The following is an 18,508-nucleotide window of genomic DNA, read 5'->3' as shown; positions in this document are numbered from 1 at the left end:
CGGATGAGTAATTGTAATTTAAAATGTTCAATCTCTGAGTTTATACAGCAATTCTATGAAGAAAATATGTTGAAAAATGACTACATAATGAGAGCGTAATCGGTTTTCTGAGTTTTTTCCTCATTGTCGTTCAGAGTGATACGAAAAATATTGTGTAATAGTCTAGACACAAATGAGCCAGCTATTATTGATTCAGATAAATAATTTGCGATTTAGGTAAGGATGCCGCTGAGCAATATTCACATTTATGGGGAATATTTCTGCTCTCCTTCGGAAGAATCGCAACCCTGAGTAATGGTCAAATCTTGTTATTTTTCATCTTTTTCAGGAAGGGGAAGTTTACCAGTAAATCAAGGAGAAATCACGGCTAGGATTTGGTCGCAGATTAACTATAAAGCTAGTTACATATGGCTTTTGGGGAGCTTTACTCTACGTTTATGCTTTAGTTTGAGTATAAAGCTTAGGCTAAATTGCTCTTTGTTAGCAAGAAAGAGTATTTAAGCTTATTTGTTATAAAGTAAATAATAACCGTATCCAATTTACATGCGAAAGGAATGCAAAGCATGAATAAATACTGGGTAATGGTAATAACATTACTTTTTGTTTCTGCTTCTATACTCACTTCAGGCTTAATCAGTGCTGTGATCGATTTATGCGCCTTTAGTGTATTAGTTTGGTGGTTTGTAACACGGAAAAATGCATCAAAGTAAAATCACTGCCAGTGACCCCCCTCCAATTGCAATCCAAAGCAATACCCCAAGCAATAGTGGTTTATGTCCGGCGGCACGTAGCTTATTTACTGTGATGCCTGAGCCAATCAAAAATAAACACAGTACTAATGTTCGTTTAGAAATATCAAATAGAGTGGAAAAAACAGCCTCTCCAGCTGGAAGCCATTCCGCAATCGCGATCGCGAGACAATAGAAAATAATAAAGTAGGGAATAGATATTTTGCGGTTATCGCTTTTAAACAGCACTGCACTTAATAAGGCGATGGGAACAATCCATAGCGCCCGAGCGAGTTTTACGGTTGTGGCTGTTTTTAATGCTTCATCGCCATAAGCAGAAGCTGCACCCACAACCGATGAGGTGTCGTGAATGGCGATGGCGCTCCATAAACCAAAGTCATGTTGTGACATATCAAGGGCATGTCCTATGGCTGGAAAAACAAATAGAGCGGCGGAATTGAGCAAAAAAATTGTGGCTAAGGCGACGGAGGTTTGATCATCTCGGGCGTTGATGGCAGGGGCGACGGCAGCAATAGCACTCCCTCCACAAATGGAAGTTCCAGCAGCAATTAAGTGGCCCGTTTTTTTATCTAAATTGAGCCAGCGTGTTAATCCAAATCCTAGTAGTAGAGTAAATATGATAGAGCCAACCACGAGGGAAATGCTTTGCTGGCTTGCTTCTATTGCTGCATTTACATTGATTCCAAAACCAAGCCCGATAATAGAGTACGCCAGTAGCTTTTTGGCGATAGCTGTAGTGTTGATGTGTTTTGGCACTAATCCCATGCTAGCTAAGCTTAACCCTAAGATCAGAGCAATAGGGGATGAAATGACGGGCAATAAGCATAAAGCAGCCAGCGCACAAAACACAAAAGTGGTTACTGCTTGGGAGGGGTGTTTCAACGTGTTTTGCATGGCCATCGTAGATCAACGAAATAATGAGCCATAAAGCATACTCTTTTCTTTAAGTTCAATAAATTAAATTCCTCTTACCTTCTAGTTAAGAATAGCTGAATAGGTATGAGTTTAGTCTGATTCTTAGATCTAATTTCTCAATAAGTTGGACATAATAAGTTTCGAGTTGCTATTATATCTTTCATAACGAAACTTAAATGTTGTTTGAAGCGAAACTTAATGTCTAAACGAAATACCCAACAGCGCCGTCATACTATTGTTGCCTTGGTTAATGAATTAGGGGAAATCAGTGTTGATGAGCTTTCCAGTCGTTTCAATACTTCTGAAGTTACTATTCGCAAGGACCTTGCTGCGCTAGAGCAAAATGGTCTGTTATTGCGTCGCTATGGTGGAGCGATCGCCATGCCTTCAGAAATTGTCAGCGATTCAAAAGAAGAACATGTTTCGGTTCGTAAGTTGGCTATTGCCAAGGAGGCGGCGAAACACATTCGAGATCATAATCGAATTATCATCGATAGTGGCAGCACGACAGGTGCTCTCATTAGTCAGCTGGGCTCAAAACAGGGCTTAGTTGTCATGACAAACTCTCTTCATGTCGCTAACGCACTGAATGAATTGGAAAATGAGCCTACTTTGCTTATGACTGGCGGAACGTGGGATACGCATTCCGATTCATTTCAAGGCCAAGTCGCCGAATCTGTCCTACGATCATATGACTTTGATCAGCTTTTTATTGGTGCGGATGGCATTGATTTAAACCGTGGAACAACAACGTTCAATGAACTCATTGGCTTAAGTCGTGTAATGGCTGACGTATCTCGTGAAGTCGTTGTCATGATTGAATCAGATAAGATCGGTCGGAAGATCCCAAATTTAGAGCTGCCGTGGGACAGTATCAGTACGCTAATTACTGATCACCATCTTTCTGATGAGGCAAAAAAACAAATTATAAATCATGGAGTGCAGGTGATCTGCGCGGTAACCGAATAAATTAGGAGAAAATTTATGTGTGGTATTGTTGGTGCTGTTGCACAGCGTGATGTAGCTGAGATCCTGGTTGAGGGGCTACGTCGTCTAGAGTATCGCGGTTACGATTCAGCAGGTGTTGCCGTTGTTGATGCAAACAAAAATTTAAGCCGCCTTCGCCGTTTAGGTAAAGTTCAAGAGTTAGCGGATGCGTTAGATCAACAAGAACTCATCGGCGGTACTGGTATTGCTCATACGCGTTGGGCAACACATGGTGAGCCTTCTGAATTAAATGCTCACCCTCATATGTCAGGTGATGACATTGCTATTGTCCACAACGGTATTATTGAGAACCATGAAGAGCTTCGTATCTTGCTACAAGGTCGTGGCTATGAATTCTTATCACAAACGGATACTGAGGTAATTGCTCACTTAGTTGAATGGGAATTACGCACCTCAAGCACACTTGTTGAAGCGGTACAAAAAACAGCGGCGCAATTAGAGGGTGCTTACGGCACGGTAGTTATGGATCGCCGTGATCCTGAACGTGTTGTGGTGGCTCGTTCAGGTAGCCCATTAGTGATTGGGCTAGGGGTTGGTGAAAACTTTTTAGCGTCTGATCAACTAGCGCTGCTCAATGTGACTCGTCGTTTCATGTTCCTTGAAGAAGGGGATGTTGCAGAGATCACACGCCGTAGTGTGTCGGTATTTGATGTCGATGGTGCACCAGTTGAGCGTGAAGTGAAAGAGTCTGAAGTCTCTCACGATGCAGGTGATAAAGGCCAATACCGCCACTACATGTTAAAAGAGATTTACGAGCAACCAGTGGCGCTTCAACGCACGCTAGAAGGACGTTTAAGTGGGGGACAGGTTGTCGCTTCGTCATTTGGTGAAAATGCAGAATCGTTATTAAAAGACGTAGAGCACGTTCAGATTATTGCTTGTGGTACGAGCTATCATGCTGGGCTTGTGGCTCGTTATTGGTTTGAGCAATGGAGTGGTGTGTCTTGTAATGTCGAGATCGCTTCTGAATTTCGTTACCGTAAATCCCATGTGTTCAAAAATAGCCTGTTAGTGACGATCTCACAGTCTGGTGAAACGGCAGATACTCTTGCTGCATTACGCTTAGCTAAAGAGATGGGCTACATGGCAAGTTTAACGATTTGTAATGTACCAGGCTCTTCTTTAGTACGTGAATCTGACATGGCGTATATGATGAAAGCTGGCGCTGAGATTGGTGTGGCTTCAACGAAGGCCTTTACGGTTCAGCTGGCTGGTTTGTTAATGTTGGTCGGTGCAATCGGGCGTTACAAGACCCTGACGAATGAGCAGGAAGCTCAAATGGTAGCAGCGCTGCAAAGTTTACCTGCAAAAATTGAACAGACGCTATCGATGGCAGAAGACATTGAAGCATTAGCGGAAGATTTTGCGGATAAAAACCACTCTTTATTCTTAGGTCGTGGTGAGCAGTCTCCTATTGCGATGGAAGGGGCGTTGAAGTTAAAAGAGATCTCTTACATTCATGCGGAAGCGTACGCCGCTGGTGAGCTTAAACATGGTCCATTGGCACTGATTGATGCTGATATGCCCGTGATTGTAGTGGCACCAAATAACGAGTTGCTTGAGAAGCTGAAATCGAACGTAGAAGAAGTTCGTGCTCGTGGTGGTTTAATGTATGTTTTTGCCGACACTAAAGCGCAGTTTAGTAGTGATGAGACAATGAAAGTGCTGTCTGTACCACATTGTGATGAATTCATTGCACCGATTGTTTATACGTTGCCATTACAGCTTTTGTCTTATTATGTTGCTTTGATTAAAGGTACTGATGTCGACCAGCCGCGTAACTTAGCGAAGTCGGTAACAGTAGAGTAAATCTTGATTCACTGTGTAATTAATGAGAGTGTTTTTAATTTAGAAAGTGATGCGTATGAGTATTATTGGAAATAAACTATTTGTACTAGTAATTTGCGTGCTCAATAAGTTGGAGTCAGTGATAAAATTACAACAGCCTTCGTAATTCAGAAGGTAGATCGTGGTTGTTTTTAATAAATAAATCCCTGGGCATTGCTCGGGGAATTTTTGATTTAGTTTGGCTGACTATGATCAGATCGTTCAGGTAGCTTATTCGAGTGAACTATTATGGTCATTTCAAATTCAATTATGTAGTTGATATTATTTGTTTTTAATTTGGTATCAATGCTTTTCATTGATACTGTTATTACTATCTACGACCCTCAATATTCCTTTCACTTGCCGAGATGGAAAGCACTTATCTCTTTAGTCGCAATGATAATATCCATATTAGGGATACCTTTAAAGCCAAGTTTAAAATCCACAACATAGCAAGCTGAAGTATTTATTTGACGAGGTGATTTCATTGACTTACAGCATTTTTAAATAAGTGTGGCTAAACTAGGTATACCTGAAATTAGAACATTAATAATTCTTTCTCCTAGAGGCTTGATGACCTTGAAGTTAGCTCGGAAATTAATAATTTCCAATGCAAATATTTAAGTTTTTTAGGTACCCTCCCCCCTTTTTGGCAATATTAATAATAAAAACAAAACTTTTACTTATGTGATTCATATCAATCAATTGCATCTAAATAACATTTTTTTTACGACTTATACCTCTTTTTTACATCGAGGGCGTTGAATGCAACAATGGGCACAATTAACAATATATGAAATTGTGAAAGTACTCAGTACTGTATTGATACTAGAGTCATATGGCGTGAGGGTACACACCCTACAAAAGTTTAAAGTGCTACAAGATCATTAATGCATTAGCTGGATTTTTTGGGGAAAGGTTTACAAACCAACTTAACAATAATTGTACGCAACGTATTGAAGGATAAATTAGATGCGTCGAAAAATAAGTGAAATTCATACACTGGGCCCAAAAGGTACCAACTGTGAGAAAGCTGCATACCATTATATAAAAGAAAAAAAATTAGATGCAGAAGTGATATTGCACGATTCTTTGGAAAGTGCGGTTGAGGTAGTTTTAAAAAAAACCTCTTCCGCTCTATTGGGCTGCGTAGTTTATCCAGATCTACACAACATTGTTTTTTCAAACTTGGAAAACATGCAGCTCGGTGATGTATTTCTTCTTGATACATATGAGATGGTTTTAGCTTCAAGAGAAGGGGTTGAGAGTGAAATAAAAAGGGTTGCTAGTCATCCCGCACCTCAAAATTTAGTGCCAGAGGGATTAGATATTCAATTGTGCTCAAGTAATGCACAAGCTGCACATCTATGCTCAAGCCTTGAAGTTGACGGATGTATTACTACAAGTGAAGCTGCAAGGAACAAAGGTTTAAAGCTAGTTAGAGATTTTGGAAAGGTTAAAATGGGGTTCAGTATCCATGTGCACCACTAAACTAATTAGCTATCTAGAGGATATAGTTGTATTAACGAACAAATTGGCTGCATTGCAAAACGAACAAGGGCAAATAGCAAAGGCTGATGAGAAAAAAGCAATAGTCATCATAGAGCAACTATTGAACTTTCTTCGCAGTGACCAAGCCGCTTTTATATCTGAAGGTTATCGTTTATCTCTAATAGCTGATATAACGACTTGGGTCGATAAGGGGGTAGATAAGCAGCCTGAATTTGGAGTGTCAAGGGATGCCTTAGAGTTACCAGATAATGGGGGGCTTTTTTATTTCTTGGGGCCTCTAAGGCTAGCTAACGGTAATCGTAATGGGTGGAAATTTGAAACCTTCCTGTCTTTGCGAGATGAACCAAGCTCCCCTCAGTATCAGGAGATGTATAATAAATATCCTCATCCAAAATATATCTGTCAATCATCTCACTTGCTGATTGGAAGCAAAGGGTTGATGGAAAGTAATAATATTGTCTTCTTTCCTGAAAATATCCAGTCAAAGAGTCCTGTTGAACGGCAGAAATATGCTGTGTTTTTCTTCAATAAATTCTATCGCACATATAATTCGATTTCAGTTCCTGTTGCTGAGACTTTTTTTGATAAAAGCTTTATAAAAAACAGAACGAAAGGGAATGTACAAGAGAACTACGAAGCTCGTTGTGTTTGGGGTTACTTGCACGATTATTACCATCATATGGGACCTAGGCCGTTCGATGAACACATCGATATAAAAACCAAGTGGTATTCAGGCTTATTAGAAGAGATCAAAGTCGACTTGCAAACTCTACTGTGCTGTTTACAGGATGAGACAATACCATATCGACTAGAAGTCGCAGAGTTTATTCTAGTAGATAGAATGTTTCGCTATCCAGTCGAGAGGAATTGGTCACGAAACTTTGATTCGGGGACCGGTCTACTGATGCTTTCATGGTTTAAAGAAGCTCAAGCGTTACTAGTGAATAAAGCTGGAAAGATGCATTTAGATTTGGCGCAACTTGAACCTGTAGCTAAAGATATTATCGATTCAATTACCGCAATCGAATTATTAGAAAATAGTTCCTATTTGGCTCAGGCGAGGGAGCTTGTAGCTACGCACCTATGTGTTAAGGACAGGACTAAAAGCGCATATTTTGACTTTGACTTTACTAAAATTGGTGGCAACCAGTTTGAAAAGTTTTATAGCCTTACGGGCGAAGTTAAATATGAACTTGAAGAGCTTATCCAACCCGCGATGACTCGTCGCAAAATCTTCGCTTAAATATCTGGTCGACTGTATGTATCCAAATCAACTCGCTCTTAATGAGCTGATAACTCAAGATCTTAACGAAAAAAAGTACTTTTCTAGGCAAAGTTGGTGCTCTCCTCAGAAGTTCTCCGGCCATAAAGTCTATGATGTCATTATTGTGGGTGCTGGCCATACTGGGCTTGCTCTCGCACATCAATTGAGGTTGTTGGGGCTAGGTAGAGTACTCCTTCTTGATAAGCAGCCCTGTGGTAAGCCTGGCCCTTGGCAAGACTTTGCAAGAATGGAGAAACTTAGGACAAGTAAGTTTTCTCAAGGGCCTGAGTGTGGTAACCCTTTGCTTAGCTTCAAGTTTTGGAAAAATTCTGTAGATGGCCCAGACGCATTCGATCAAATTGACTTTATTAAGACCGAAGATTGGGCCAATTACTTAAGGTGGTTTAAAGAAATACTCCAATTGGATGTTGAGAGTGAAACTGAAGTTTTCGCTCAGCAGTGGGTTGAATCTGCGAACGCTTTTGAAATTAGGGCAAAGAAAGGTAATACAGAGAGAAAATATTATTCCTCAATGTTATGCCTAGCAACAGGGATGACGGCTTGTGGATCTTGGCAGGCACCAAAACAGTTGGTAAACAAAACCAACTTAGAATCAATTGGCTATGCTTGGGGAAAAATCGACTTTTCTAAGTTAGTTGGTAAACATGTCGCCATTATTGGTGGTGGAGCTTCTGCTTTTGATAATGCTCTTGAGGCAACTAAACACGGTGCCAAACGAGCTGATGTTCTCGCTCGACGTAAAATTGCAACAGGAAAACCTTTGTCAGAAAAGTTATGGTCAGGGCGGGACGATAGTCAGATACACGATAATGAGAATACCTATCCATCTGATATGACTAACCCTATTTTGAGGTTTTCAAATACGTTGGATGAGAAAAAATATCTCTCTGTTATCAGAAACTTCTTTTCCGATGGACGAACGACTTCTAGGCCAGAGTATCAAAAACAGTTTTTGGGAATTAATAACCTGACGGTGAATGAAGCTCTTGGCCAATTAAAAATAGAAGCTTGTAAGAATAGCCATCAGCATAGGATTACAAGTGAGCATGGGTTTGATGAGTTGTATGACTACGTTATCGTGGCTACTGGGCCAAAGTTTGATGTAAAGGCCAAAAAAGAGTTATTCGCTATTAGTAATGAGATTTTGACTTGGGGGGATAGGGAACAAAAGGTGGATCTCTTGGATATTGATGCCTTACCTAAGTTATCCAGTGAATATCAGATACAGTTTAAGTCCGAAAACTCTGCTGCGGGTAAGCTTTATTGTTTGACAGACGTCATTCATATAACAGTAGGGATACCAGCCTTAGCAAACGTTATCGAAAAAGTATCAAGATCGATTGCCTCACAACTTTATGCGAACAATGCGCAGCACATCATTAGCCATATGGAAGTACTAAACAATAAAGGCGAAGAAGACAATGAAAATTATCATAGTTGATGCTATTTCCACGGGTGAAGACCTAGCTGTTGAATTAGTTAGGAGAGGGGAGGACTGTATTCAGGTTTGCTCAAAGGCTGACTACTTTAACGAAAGCGTTGCGTTTACCCAAAGTATAGTGATTGAAGATGATTTAGCTTTGGCTACTGCAATTGATGAAGGTCATTTTGACGGAGTTAGTCATGTTATTGCTGGAGCTGAGCCTGGGGTCACACTTGCGGATACAATCGCGGATAGACTCAGCTTAACTTGTTCTAATACTCTGCAAACAACTGATTTAAGAAGAAATAAATATAGAGCTCAAGAGCAGCTAGCCCGAGTGGGTATCCGCTCTATTCGCCAGAAGCTGATCACTCAGTTTAAAAATGAACAGGTTGTAGATTACGACATGGATCTTCCTGTGATTGTCAAGCCACTCAACAGTGGTGCGAGTGACGGTGTTTCACTTTGTCTTACTAATCAAGAGTTTCAAAGTAGCATTCAACGTAATCTAGGTAAGACTAATCTACTTGGCCACGTTAATTCAGAGTTGTTGCTTCAAGATTATATTGAGGGGGTGCAGTACTTTGTTAATACGGTTAGCTGGCAAGGTGAAGTGTATACAACCGACGTATGGAAAACGTATCGGAGAAAAGTCCCAGGAACAATGTTCATCTTTGAAGGTATGACACTTTGTGATCCAGAGTCGAATCTAGTTAAGGACTTGGTAGAGTACAACAATAGAGTACTATCTAGCCTTGGCTTAGAGTATGGGGCTGCACACAATGAAATTATTGTGGATAGTTCTGGCCCCATACTTGTGGAGTCGAACGCTCGTTTAATGGGAGCCTCTATCAATAAATCAGCTTTTAGTTTGGCGTTAGATAGGACACAGATTGAGGTGTTAGTTGATGCCTATACGAATAATGGGTTCAGCGACAATTGTCGGATTTACAAATTAGGTCAATCTTTAGCTGAGATATCACTAGTTTTTGAAAAGTCTGGGCAAATAAAAGAATTATTATCAGAAGAATATATAAGAAAACTGGACTCGTTCCATTGTGAATCAGGGATCCCGAGTATAGGGGAAAATGTCCAACAGACAAGAGATACTATCGGCAGTGCTGGTTTTATTTATTTACTGAATCACTGTCCAAGTAAGTTGAATGAGGACTTTCATGACATCCTCAGATTAGTTAAAGAAGACAAAATTTATAAAATATCATAATCAGAAAGGAGGCGAGGTATTAATGGAACTTGAAGTACATGGCGTTAGTTGTGAGATGAATGATATTAATCTTACCTGTAGTCAACTGATTCTGACGTCACCAAAGGAGAAGTAAAATGGTGAATAAAACTATCTTGGGAGTCGGTTTTGGCGGCAGTATGCATAACTCTAGTGCCACTTTAATCCGCAATGGAAACATTCTCACTTCTATTGAAGAAGAGCGTATTACTCGAATCAAAGAAGATGGAAGCTTCCCTAAAAAAGCAATTGAATTTTGTTTGAGTACAAATTCAGTAAGTCCTGAAGATGTCGATCTGGTGGTGTTAGGGTGGCAGAATAAAGGGCAGTATCACGACTATTTTAACCTACTAAAAACAGGTGACATCTTTTCAGCACGCACCATCTTTAATAAGTTAGGTTATTTAGCTTTCCAAAAAGTCACTATGGCACGACACCTAGAGAGTTTACAGGCTCAATTCCCTAATGCTGAAGTAGAAACTATCTCTCACCATGAGAGCCATGCATACAGTAGCTACTATGCTTCAAGTTTTGATGACTGTTTAGTTGTAACTTGGGATGGTCGTGGTGAATATGAAACAGCGACTTCTTATAATGTAAAATCAGGCGACTTTTCATTATTGAAGCGTCAAGTTATGCCTGATTCGTTGGGGTTCATTTATTTAGCGGTCACACAATTTATTGGTTTTGACTTTGGTGATGAATATAAAGTAATGGGGTTAGCTTCTTACGGTGAACCCAAATACCTCGATGAATTCAGGAAAATTATCAAACTGGATGATAAAGCGATGTACCGCCTTGAACCTGGTTTTTTACAGCATTGGTTGTTTCACAAAAGTTGTTCCTCCGAAGGACCATTCTACACCCAGAAATTTCTTGATATTTTTGGCCAGCCTACAGTTAAGGGTAGTCTGCCGAGTCAGCGAGATATGGATATTGCGGCTAGTTTACAGACTCGCTTGAACGAAATCTGTAGTGATATTGTTAAGTCTTTGGTTCAGGAAACAGGTGTAAAAAGACTCTGCTTGGCCGGAGGTGTTGCCTTAAATGGTGTTGCTAATCATTACGTATTTAAGAATTCAGGGATAGAAGAAATATTCATCCAACCAGCCGCTGGTGATGGTGGGATTTCACTTGGAGCTGCTTATTGGGGGCATCATCAGTATTATGGTAATGCGGAAAAGATCCCGTTCGAACATGCTTATAAAGGCGCTACATTTACCGATGAGCAAATATTGAATGAACTGGAACCCTACGATTTAAATTACTATCGATTAAAAGAGAAGCCGAAGGTAATTGCTTCATTACTTGAGCAGGGTAAGGTTATTGGCCTGTTTCAAGGAACTGCTGAGATAGGTCCACGGGCATTGGGAAATCGTAGTATTTTGGCCGATCCACGCCCTGCCGAGCATAAAAAGCTTGTTAATTCCAAAATCAAATTCAGAGAAGGGTTTCGTCCTTTTGCACCTTCAATTCTAGCAGACCATGCGTCAGAAATATTAGATATTGAAGGTCCGTCTGAATATATGCTTTTAATTGCTTCTGTGAAAGAAAAGTATCGAGACTATTTAGGTGCAGTGACTCATGTTAATAATACAGCACGCCCTCAAACAGTTGAGAAGCATGTTAACCCAGAGTACTACAATATCATTTCGGCATTTCATGAATTAACAGGATGTCCGGCAGTTCTAAATACGAGCTTTAATGTTAAGGGTGAGCCAGTTGTTCACTCTCCTTCTGATGCGATTCGCTGTTTCTTTTCTACTGGCCTTGATTATGTAGTGATAGGGAATCTGATCTTTAGCAAACAAAGAGATTATTCTGAAATAAAGGCCATTGAAGAAGAACTTAAGTCTGTTGAAGCTGTATAGGAAGCGCAAGTAAATATTATGCATCAATTAAAATCCAAGGAAGACATATCTAAAGAGCTCATAGTGATTGCAGAGCGAGTACTATTCTCAAACAATAAATCTGTGGACGAGAATACGGAGCTATTTGGAAATAGCTCTGAAGTTAGTTCTGCTAAATTGATAGAAATGGTATTTGCTGTTGAAACTCAGTATCAGATTGAATTTGATCCTGAATATATGCAGCAGAAGTATTTTTTATCAGTTGATACGCTAACTAATACTGTGTTCTCAATTTTGGAAGCTGACAAGAGTTAATTATGATGGCAAAGCCGACCAGAGCAATATTTATCCATGGCAATAGAGGGGCAAATGCTGACTCTGGCTGCTTTCCATATATAGCTGCATGTTTGCAAAGATATGGCATCGAGATACTTCGCCCTAATTTACCCGACTCTGTTCGCGGTCGAATGAAGTATTGGATGCCATTTATTGAGTCACTGAAACCTGATAGGGAAACACTGCTCATTGGCCACTCTTCGGGTACCAGTGCAGCATTAAGGTATGCGGAAAATAACGAAGTCTTTGGAAGTATCTTGATTTCAACCCAGGTCAACGATTGTGGTTTTGAGCTTGAGCGTAGGACAGGCTTTTATGATGACCCATTTAATTGGAAAGAAATCAAATCAAATCAGCAATGGATCTTACAAATACATGCTAAAGATGATCCTTATATTTCCGTTGAAGATACCCTTACAGTACATGAAAACTTAGTCAGCTCATTGATACTTACTGAGGGCTACGGGCACTTTACGCAATTTGATTGCGACAAAGACTCGATTCCAGGTTTCGAAGAACTCTTGTCAAAGAAAATGTAAAAGGTATATAAAACTATGGAGTGTAACCTCTATTCCAAAATTGAAGAAAGCTGGAACAGTGAAAATATTGCCTTGATTGATGATGCATCAAACAAGCAAATAAATTACCAAGAGCTAGGAAATTTGGTTGCAGAAATTTCACTAAATTTACAAGGCTATGGAGTTTCAGAAAATCAAGCTGTAGTATTGTTATTAGATAAAAGTATTCATTCAATAGCTACAATGCTAGCCTGCTTAAAACTTGGGGCTTGCTATATTCCTCTTGATCCTAATATACCAAAAGCGAGGCTTGACTATATATTACAACTCTCTCAGCCTAAGCTGATTATTTACAGTGATCGTGATTTACAACTGCCTGATTATCATAGATTGGAGGTGCTACAGGATCATAATGCCAAAAATATATCATTTGAAATATTAAAATCGGACAATCCACGGACGTATCCTACTGGTTGTGCGTACGTTATTTTTACATCTGGTTCTACTGGTAACCCCAAAGGAGTGCAGGTTGGTCATCATTCTATTGTCGCATTCCTTAAGGCTGTTTCAAAACAAGTAAGTTATGATGAACATACTGTCTTTTTGAACACCTCGCCATTATTCTTTGATGCTTCGGTACTTGATATATATATGACGTTGAGTAGGAAAGGTACCTTGGTATTATATACACCTACAGCGTTTCCCCGAGCTCTACCTAAATTGATTTCCAAGTATCGTATTACAGACACATTGATGGTATCCACCCTACTTAAGCTGTTTGCTAGCCCCTACAGTGGGTTTGAAAGGGAGGATTTATCTTCGCTTAAGGCTGTTTGGTATGGCGCAGAACCCTGTCCTGTTGGTGTCTTACGTAAAATTAAGCAAGCCTGTCCCAACATTCTCTTTATTCATGGCTATGGGCCAACGGAAGTCACTCATACTGCTTTATTGTATACAACCACGGAGCTACCAGACGGTAACTCTTACTTGCCTATTGGTCTTCCTCTTGCTGGTTTAACGGCTAGAATTGTACCATCTGATCCTGCAGAGCCTTATGTAGGTGAGTTATTCTTAGCAGGAGAGCAGGTTATGCTGGGTTACTTGGGAGATACTGCGGGTATGAGGTTTACTGAATTAGATGGCAAAACGTACTATAAGACCAATGATATCGTCCGGATTGATGAGAATGGTTATTATCATTTTCTAGGTAGAAATGATGATGCGGTAAAAATCTCAGGCCATTTTGTACATACAACAGAAGTTGAAGCGGCAGTTAATTCCATATGTGGGGTTCATGCTTCTACAGTTATCGTGACTGAAACATGTCAGGCTGATATTTCACGTAATGTGCTGACTTTATATTACGATGGTAATATTACCGAGAGTGAACTTCATGAACAGTTGCTTAACTGTTTGCCACATTATATGGTTCCGGAAAATGTCCGTAAATTAAGTAATAGCTCATCTGTTATATTGCCTTCGGGAAAACTAGATAAAAAGAAATTAAAGGAATTGGTTGATGAGTACTGACATGGAGATAGATAATATTGTTCTAACAGTTACACCAAAATCTAGCAGTGGCCTATCTATTTATAGTGATCTTGATAAATTGTCAGTTGATTCACTGAAGCTGTTTCTGCCTCCTGAAGGTGTTATCGATACGTTATGTCGTGAGTTTCAGGAACTAGGAATACTTATTGAAGCTCGCTCTGAGGTTGGTATCAGTATCTCGCTTAGTTCTGAATTGGCTGGAAAGCTATTTAACTGTCAGTTTCTAAAGCGTCGCAATCGATTTATTCGAGAGTTTACCCGTAATGAAATTACTACTGTCGGTGAAATCGATATCTCGAGTTTAACTAATGCTGAATATATTGAGTGTATTAATTTACCTAAGGGGAGTTTTGAACTTAGTTTAGTTCGCCCAAGCTTAGACTATCATGTGTATGCTGTTCCTGAACAAGTAGCCGATATCGCTGGGGTGACTGAATTGTCCGCTGCGGGATTAACTGGTGTAGGAGTTAAAGTCGCAGTGATTGATACAGGGCTATGGGATCATCCCCATTTCATACAACATCATTACCGAACATCAACTATTCCAGCTGTTTCTCTATTAGACCCTACTCGTGATGAGCGAGGTCATGGTACAGCAATGTCTTCTGTCGCACTTTCTATTGCTCCAGATGTTGATTTAACTATGATCAAGATGTGTAATAGGGAGATGTCTTATCCCGTTGCAGCACTACAGAAAGCCGTAGAAATTAAACCGGATATTATTAACTGTAGCTGGGGAACTATAGGGCATGAGCCCACGGCCCATTTGGAAGTTGTAAACGCTTTAGCTAAAGGAATTCAGGTTATATTTTCTTCCGGTAATGGCTCAACAGATCGGAAAGACGCCATATTTCAGTCGATTGCTCCGCCGGACTGTATAACTGTTGGAGGGGTTTACATGGATAGTGAACAAGTTGAGTTATCAGGTATTTCTAGTTCATATAGATCAGATGTATATTCTGAACGCAATGTACCAGATCTTTGTGGTCTTTGTGGGCATCTTCCTAATGCACGGCTTATTTTGTTTCCAACAGAACCTGGCTCCGATCATGATGCACGAAACGGTAAAACTGATGGGACTGGTAGTGATGATGGCTGGCTAGTTTCCAGTGGCACTTCCGCAGCAGCAGCTTGGGTTACTGGTTTCCTTGCCTTGTTAATACAAGCAGATAAGAGTCTATCTGTACAAAGACAGAAGTATCTACTTCGCCAAGCTTGTCTAAAAGTTGATAAAGGTACTAGTAATACTGGAGATGTTGCAACAGGTAAAGAGAATTGTCTTGCGACTGGCGCAGGGTTAGTACATGGGAGTAAACTTCCGATTGCTATTTAACTTTTGGTTTGAAGACAGTTTTTAATCATTTCAGAGTTTCGGATTTGTAGGGGCAGCGTACAGAGGATAGCTGAATTCTAAGAAAATTAAGACTATTTTCTAATGTGATTATGGATTGCGCTGATTTGGCCAGCGTTACTTTGGTTCTCAACGTAACGGCTAACTCTGCAAAAAAGCGCTGATGTATACCTGCGTTTGAATAGCATTGAATGCTGAGGTTATCAGTGCATCTATCTGTTAATAATAGTGAACATGTAGGGGATGGTGTGGAGAAGTTTATTAAGGCAACGTATATTGATCTGATGAGCCAAGATTTATGCCTTTCTAAAGTTGAGTTTATTTCTAGTTGTTACTCTAAAAAACTCTTTACTGATTATGAGGTTCCTTTTCCCATTGATATTCAAAACTCTACAACTTTACGTCAGGCGGAGTTTTTTGCGGGGAGATTAGCAAGCAATCTGTGTATACGAAAACTGGGTATAAAAGTCCCCTCCGAAATTAAAATGGATAAATTAGGGGCCCCAATTTGGCCTAATGGCTACCGTGGCTCTATTTCTCATACTAGCGCATATGCTGCTGCTCTCATTTCACGCTCGCCTAATATTCAATTTGTCGGAATTGATATAGAAGAGCTGATGCCAGATATACAGGCGTGTCGAGTAAGCAAATATGTTGCTAACGAAATTGAGTTATCAATACTGTCGGCTAGTCTAGAATCTTATTCGGAGAGGGTTACCTGTGCTTTTTCTACTAAAGAGGCAATATTTAAAGCTCTTTACCCCTATATTGAGCGACACTTTGGCTTTGACTCAGCTAGGATTGTGGCTCTTGAGTCAAGAAATAGAGTTGTACTTAGTCTGAATAGTCATTTGGCCAAGTTGCACAATTTACCAGAACAATATTTTGTAGAATTTCAGAGCACTGGTGGTTGCATATTTAGTAAAGTGTTAAATTGATAGGAATAAGGCTCTTTTATTAATTGGATAGCTTATTGGAATATTCTAATGCTAAAGAATATGTTTTTATTATCAGGCTCGTTTAATTTCAGTCGAGGGTAGTAATCATATAATGAAATATTAGCTTGAAGCTATTTCATTAACATGGTGAAAAATTCTTTAGAAACTGAAGAAGTTTTAAAATAGCAAGGTTAGATATGAGTATTTTTATCGAATGTTATTAATGATTATTTTATTGTTTAAGTTCGTAACGTTTATACTTGAATAGGCAGTAAGGCTTTGTTTCCTATAATCGATATATGATCGTACTCCCATCAAACCTTAATATTTCATTTTGTTAGAATATAATTTCTAGTTATAGTCTTTGATAAATAAGAGTATTTTTTCACTGAAGCTACCACAGGATTGTTCGTTATATTTTTCCCTGAGCATCCTCTATTTTTAACTGTGTTTTCATTCTGGAGTATTTTGTGCATCGTTATAAAGAAGAAGCATTGAGTCTTATTAAATTAGCAGTTCCTGTACTGATTGCTTCTGTCGCACAAACAGGTATGGGGTTTGTGGATACAATAATGGCTGGTGGTGTAAGTGCTACTGATATGGCTGCAGTATCGGTGGCCTCTAGTATTTGGCTACCATCGATTCTATTTGGCATGGGGTTATTGATGGCGCTTGTTCCCGTTGTGGCGCAGTTGAATGGCTCTGGTCGTCACATGAATATCCCATTTGAAATCCAGCAAGGTATCGCACTTGCGCTATTTATCAGTTTCCCGATTATAGGGGTGTTGTCCCAAACTCAGTTTATTCTTGGAGTTATGGGTGTTGAAGTAGTAATGAAAGCAAAGGCAGCGGGCTACATACAGGCGGTTATTTTTGCTGTACCGGCATTTTTGTTATTTCAAACGTTACGTAGCTTTACTGATGGCATTTCTTTGACCAAGTCTGCAATGGTTATAGGCTTTATAGGTTTTGTGCTTAATATTCCGCTTAACTGGATTTTCGTTTACGGTAAATTTGGTGCTCCTGCTCTTGGTGGTATAGGCTGTGGTGTTGCTACTACGATTGTATATTGGGTGATGTTTGCCTTGTTGCTACTCTATGTAATGATTTCAGAGCGCCTGAAAAGTATAAATTTATTTAGTGAATTTCATAAGCCTCAGCTTAAAGCGCAAATTCGGTTGCTCAAATTGGGCTTTCCTGTTGCAGCAGCACTATTCTTTGAGGTGACCTTATTTGCTGTAGTGGCGTTGCTGGTTTCTCCCCTAGGTTCAATTATTGTTGCCGCACATCAAGTTGCAATTAATTTTTCGACTCTAGTGTTCATGCTACCAATGAGTATAGGTGCTGCTGCAAGTATTCGTGTTGGTCATCGTTTAGGGGAAGGGGATGTAGATGGTGCTCGTGTAGTATCTCGAGTAAGTATGAGGGTTGGCCTTGTACTCGCTATAGTAACAGCAATCCTGACCGTTGTATTTCGTGAGCCAATTACACAGCTTTATACTAATACTCCGGAGGTGCTTGATCTTGCAATGGCTCTGTTATTGTTTGCTGCAGTTTACCAATGCACTGATGCAGTTCAGGTTATTGCTGCGGGTATACTGCGTGGCTACAAAGATATGCGTGCTATTTTTAATCGTACCTTAATCGCTTATTGGTTTCTTGGTTTACCAATTGGTTATGTACTTGGGCGCACAGATTGGATTGTTGAACCTATGGGAGCACAAGGCTTTTGGGTAGGCTTTATTATTGGTTTGTCATCTGCTGCATTCCTGTTAGGGATGCGTTTGCGTTGGATACACAGACAAGCTCCTGAGTTACAAATTAATTTCTCTCGCTAATAACCTCTCTAAGAAAGCCAGCTAACCTGAACTCGAGATAAAAACTGAATGGAACTAAAAGCTGTTTCTGCGATCAGATCTTTCGACCAAGAAGGATTTATCACAAAGGAACCAGCTATGCGTAAGTTAGTAGACTTATTTTGTCATGTCGATGATTTTTGTCA

General features: G+C 39.8%; 14 protein-coding genes. 13 read left to right on the top strand and 1 reads right to left on the bottom strand.

The genetic code is table 11. The features are described 5' to 3' along the window. Positions 1-701: 701 nt before the first annotated feature. On the bottom strand, positions 702-1,643 hold the full coding sequence (locus MHO82_RS17465) for a putative sulfate exporter family transporter (protein ID WP_239186025.1): 942 nt from the start codon (positions 1,641-1,643) through the stop codon (positions 702-704). A gap of 219 nt (positions 1,644-1,862) precedes the next feature. Here MHO82_RS17465 and MHO82_RS17460 point away from each other — a divergent pair, with 219 nt between their 5' ends. From MHO82_RS17460 to MHO82_RS17400, 13 genes are all read left to right on the top strand, one after another. Further along, complete coding sequence (locus MHO82_RS17460) at positions 1,863-2,633, top strand: DeoR family transcriptional regulator (RefSeq protein ID WP_239185822.1); 771 nt, start codon at positions 1,863-1,865, stop codon at positions 2,631-2,633. Positions 2,634-2,648: 15 nt separating this feature from the next. Next, the gene (glmS, locus tag MHO82_RS17455; protein ID WP_239185820.1) at positions 2,649-4,481 is read left to right on the top strand and encodes a glutamine--fructose-6-phosphate transaminase (isomerizing); all 1,833 of its coding nucleotides are present in this window, start codon (positions 2,649-2,651) and stop codon (positions 4,479-4,481) included. A 990-nt stretch (positions 4,482-5,471) separates the two neighbouring features. Next, complete coding sequence (locus MHO82_RS17450; protein ID WP_239185818.1) at positions 5,472-5,990, top strand: hypothetical protein; 519 nt, start codon at positions 5,472-5,474, stop codon at positions 5,988-5,990. Further along, a complete protein-coding gene (locus MHO82_RS17445) occupies positions 5,977-7,254 on the top strand; it encodes a DUF6421 family protein (protein ID WP_239185816.1) in 1,278 nt (425 codons plus the stop codon). The genes MHO82_RS17450 and MHO82_RS17445 overlap by 14 nt, the downstream gene beginning before the upstream one ends. 16 nt (positions 7,255-7,270) lie before the next feature. Then, complete coding sequence (locus MHO82_RS17440; protein ID WP_239185814.1) at positions 7,271-8,737, top strand: NAD(P)-binding domain-containing protein; 1,467 nt, start codon at positions 7,271-7,273, stop codon at positions 8,735-8,737. Further along, positions 8,718-9,944, top strand: coding sequence for an ATP-grasp domain-containing protein (locus MHO82_RS17435; RefSeq protein ID WP_239185812.1), 1,227 nt, complete (start codon positions 8,718-8,720; stop codon positions 9,942-9,944). The genes MHO82_RS17440 and MHO82_RS17435 overlap by 20 nt, the downstream gene beginning before the upstream one ends. A 116-nt stretch (positions 9,945-10,060) precedes the next feature. After that, positions 10,061-11,833 (top strand): carbamoyltransferase C-terminal domain-containing protein, encoded by a 1,773-nt coding sequence (locus MHO82_RS17430; RefSeq protein ID WP_239185810.1) that lies wholly within the window; start codon positions 10,061-10,063, stop codon positions 11,831-11,833. An 18-nt stretch (positions 11,834-11,851) separates the two neighbouring features. Beyond that, positions 11,852-12,127, top strand: coding sequence for a hypothetical protein (locus tag MHO82_RS17425; protein ID WP_239185808.1), 276 nt, complete (start codon positions 11,852-11,854; stop codon positions 12,125-12,127). A 2-nt stretch (positions 12,128-12,129) separates the two neighbouring features. After that, entirely contained in the window at positions 12,130-12,687 is a 558-nt protein-coding gene (locus MHO82_RS17420; protein WP_239185806.1) for an alpha/beta hydrolase, read from the top strand. Between the two features lie 15 nt (positions 12,688-12,702). Next, a complete protein-coding gene (locus MHO82_RS17415) occupies positions 12,703-14,196 on the top strand; it encodes an AMP-binding protein (protein WP_239185804.1) in 1,494 nt (497 codons plus the stop codon). Then, positions 14,186-15,550 carry a S8 family serine peptidase gene (locus tag MHO82_RS17410; RefSeq protein ID WP_239185802.1) on the top strand — a complete coding sequence of 455 codons (1,365 nt, stop codon included), beginning with the start codon at positions 14,186-14,188 and terminating at the stop codon, positions 15,548-15,550. The genes MHO82_RS17415 and MHO82_RS17410 overlap by 11 nt, the downstream gene beginning before the upstream one ends. A gap of 266 nt (positions 15,551-15,816) precedes the next feature. Beyond that, positions 15,817-16,506, top strand: coding sequence for a 4'-phosphopantetheinyl transferase superfamily protein (locus tag MHO82_RS17405; protein WP_239185800.1), 690 nt, complete (start codon positions 15,817-15,819; stop codon positions 16,504-16,506). 470 nt (positions 16,507-16,976) lie between these two features. After that, the gene (locus MHO82_RS17400) at positions 16,977-18,344 is read left to right on the top strand and encodes an MATE family efflux transporter (protein ID WP_239185798.1); all 1,368 of its coding nucleotides are present in this window, start codon (positions 16,977-16,979) and stop codon (positions 18,342-18,344) included. The last annotated feature ends 164 nt before the right edge of the window (positions 18,345-18,508 follow it).

Origin of the sequence: Vibrio sp. Of7-15, assembly GCF_022347565.1 — a bacterium.
Lineage (GTDB): Bacteria > Pseudomonadota > Gammaproteobacteria > Enterobacterales > Vibrionaceae > NORP241.
The sequence above is the reverse complement of the archived record's forward strand: the minus strand, read 5'-3'. Positions and strand labels throughout refer to the sequence as shown.

Bases quoted from the DNA above. Each gene is read 5' to 3' on its own strand.
- MHO82_RS17465 (WP_239186025.1), bottom strand. From the start codon at position 1,643: ATGCAAAACACGTTGAAACACCCCTCCCAAGCAGTAACCACTTTTGTG.
- MHO82_RS17460 (WP_239185822.1), top strand. From the start codon at position 1,863: ATGTCTAAACGAAATACCCAACAGCGCCGTCATACTATTGTTGCCTTG.
- glmS (WP_239185820.1), top strand. From the start codon at position 2,649: ATGTGTGGTATTGTTGGTGCTGTTGCACAGCGTGATGTAGCTGAGATC.
- MHO82_RS17450 (WP_239185818.1), top strand. From the start codon at position 5,472: ATGCGTCGAAAAATAAGTGAAATTCATACACTGGGCCCAAAAGGTACC.
- MHO82_RS17445 (WP_239185816.1), top strand. From the start codon at position 5,977: ATGTGCACCACTAAACTAATTAGCTATCTAGAGGATATAGTTGTATTA.
- MHO82_RS17440 (WP_239185814.1), top strand. From the start codon at position 7,271: ATGTATCCAAATCAACTCGCTCTTAATGAGCTGATAACTCAAGATCTT.
- MHO82_RS17435 (WP_239185812.1), top strand. From the start codon at position 8,718: ATGAAAATTATCATAGTTGATGCTATTTCCACGGGTGAAGACCTAGCT.
- MHO82_RS17430 (WP_239185810.1), top strand. From the start codon at position 10,061: ATGGTGAATAAAACTATCTTGGGAGTCGGTTTTGGCGGCAGTATGCAT.
- MHO82_RS17425 (WP_239185808.1), top strand. From the start codon at position 11,852: ATGCATCAATTAAAATCCAAGGAAGACATATCTAAAGAGCTCATAGTG.
- MHO82_RS17420 (WP_239185806.1), top strand. From the start codon at position 12,130: ATGATGGCAAAGCCGACCAGAGCAATATTTATCCATGGCAATAGAGGG.
- MHO82_RS17415 (WP_239185804.1), top strand. From the start codon at position 12,703: ATGGAGTGTAACCTCTATTCCAAAATTGAAGAAAGCTGGAACAGTGAA.
- MHO82_RS17410 (WP_239185802.1), top strand. From the start codon at position 14,186: ATGAGTACTGACATGGAGATAGATAATATTGTTCTAACAGTTACACCA.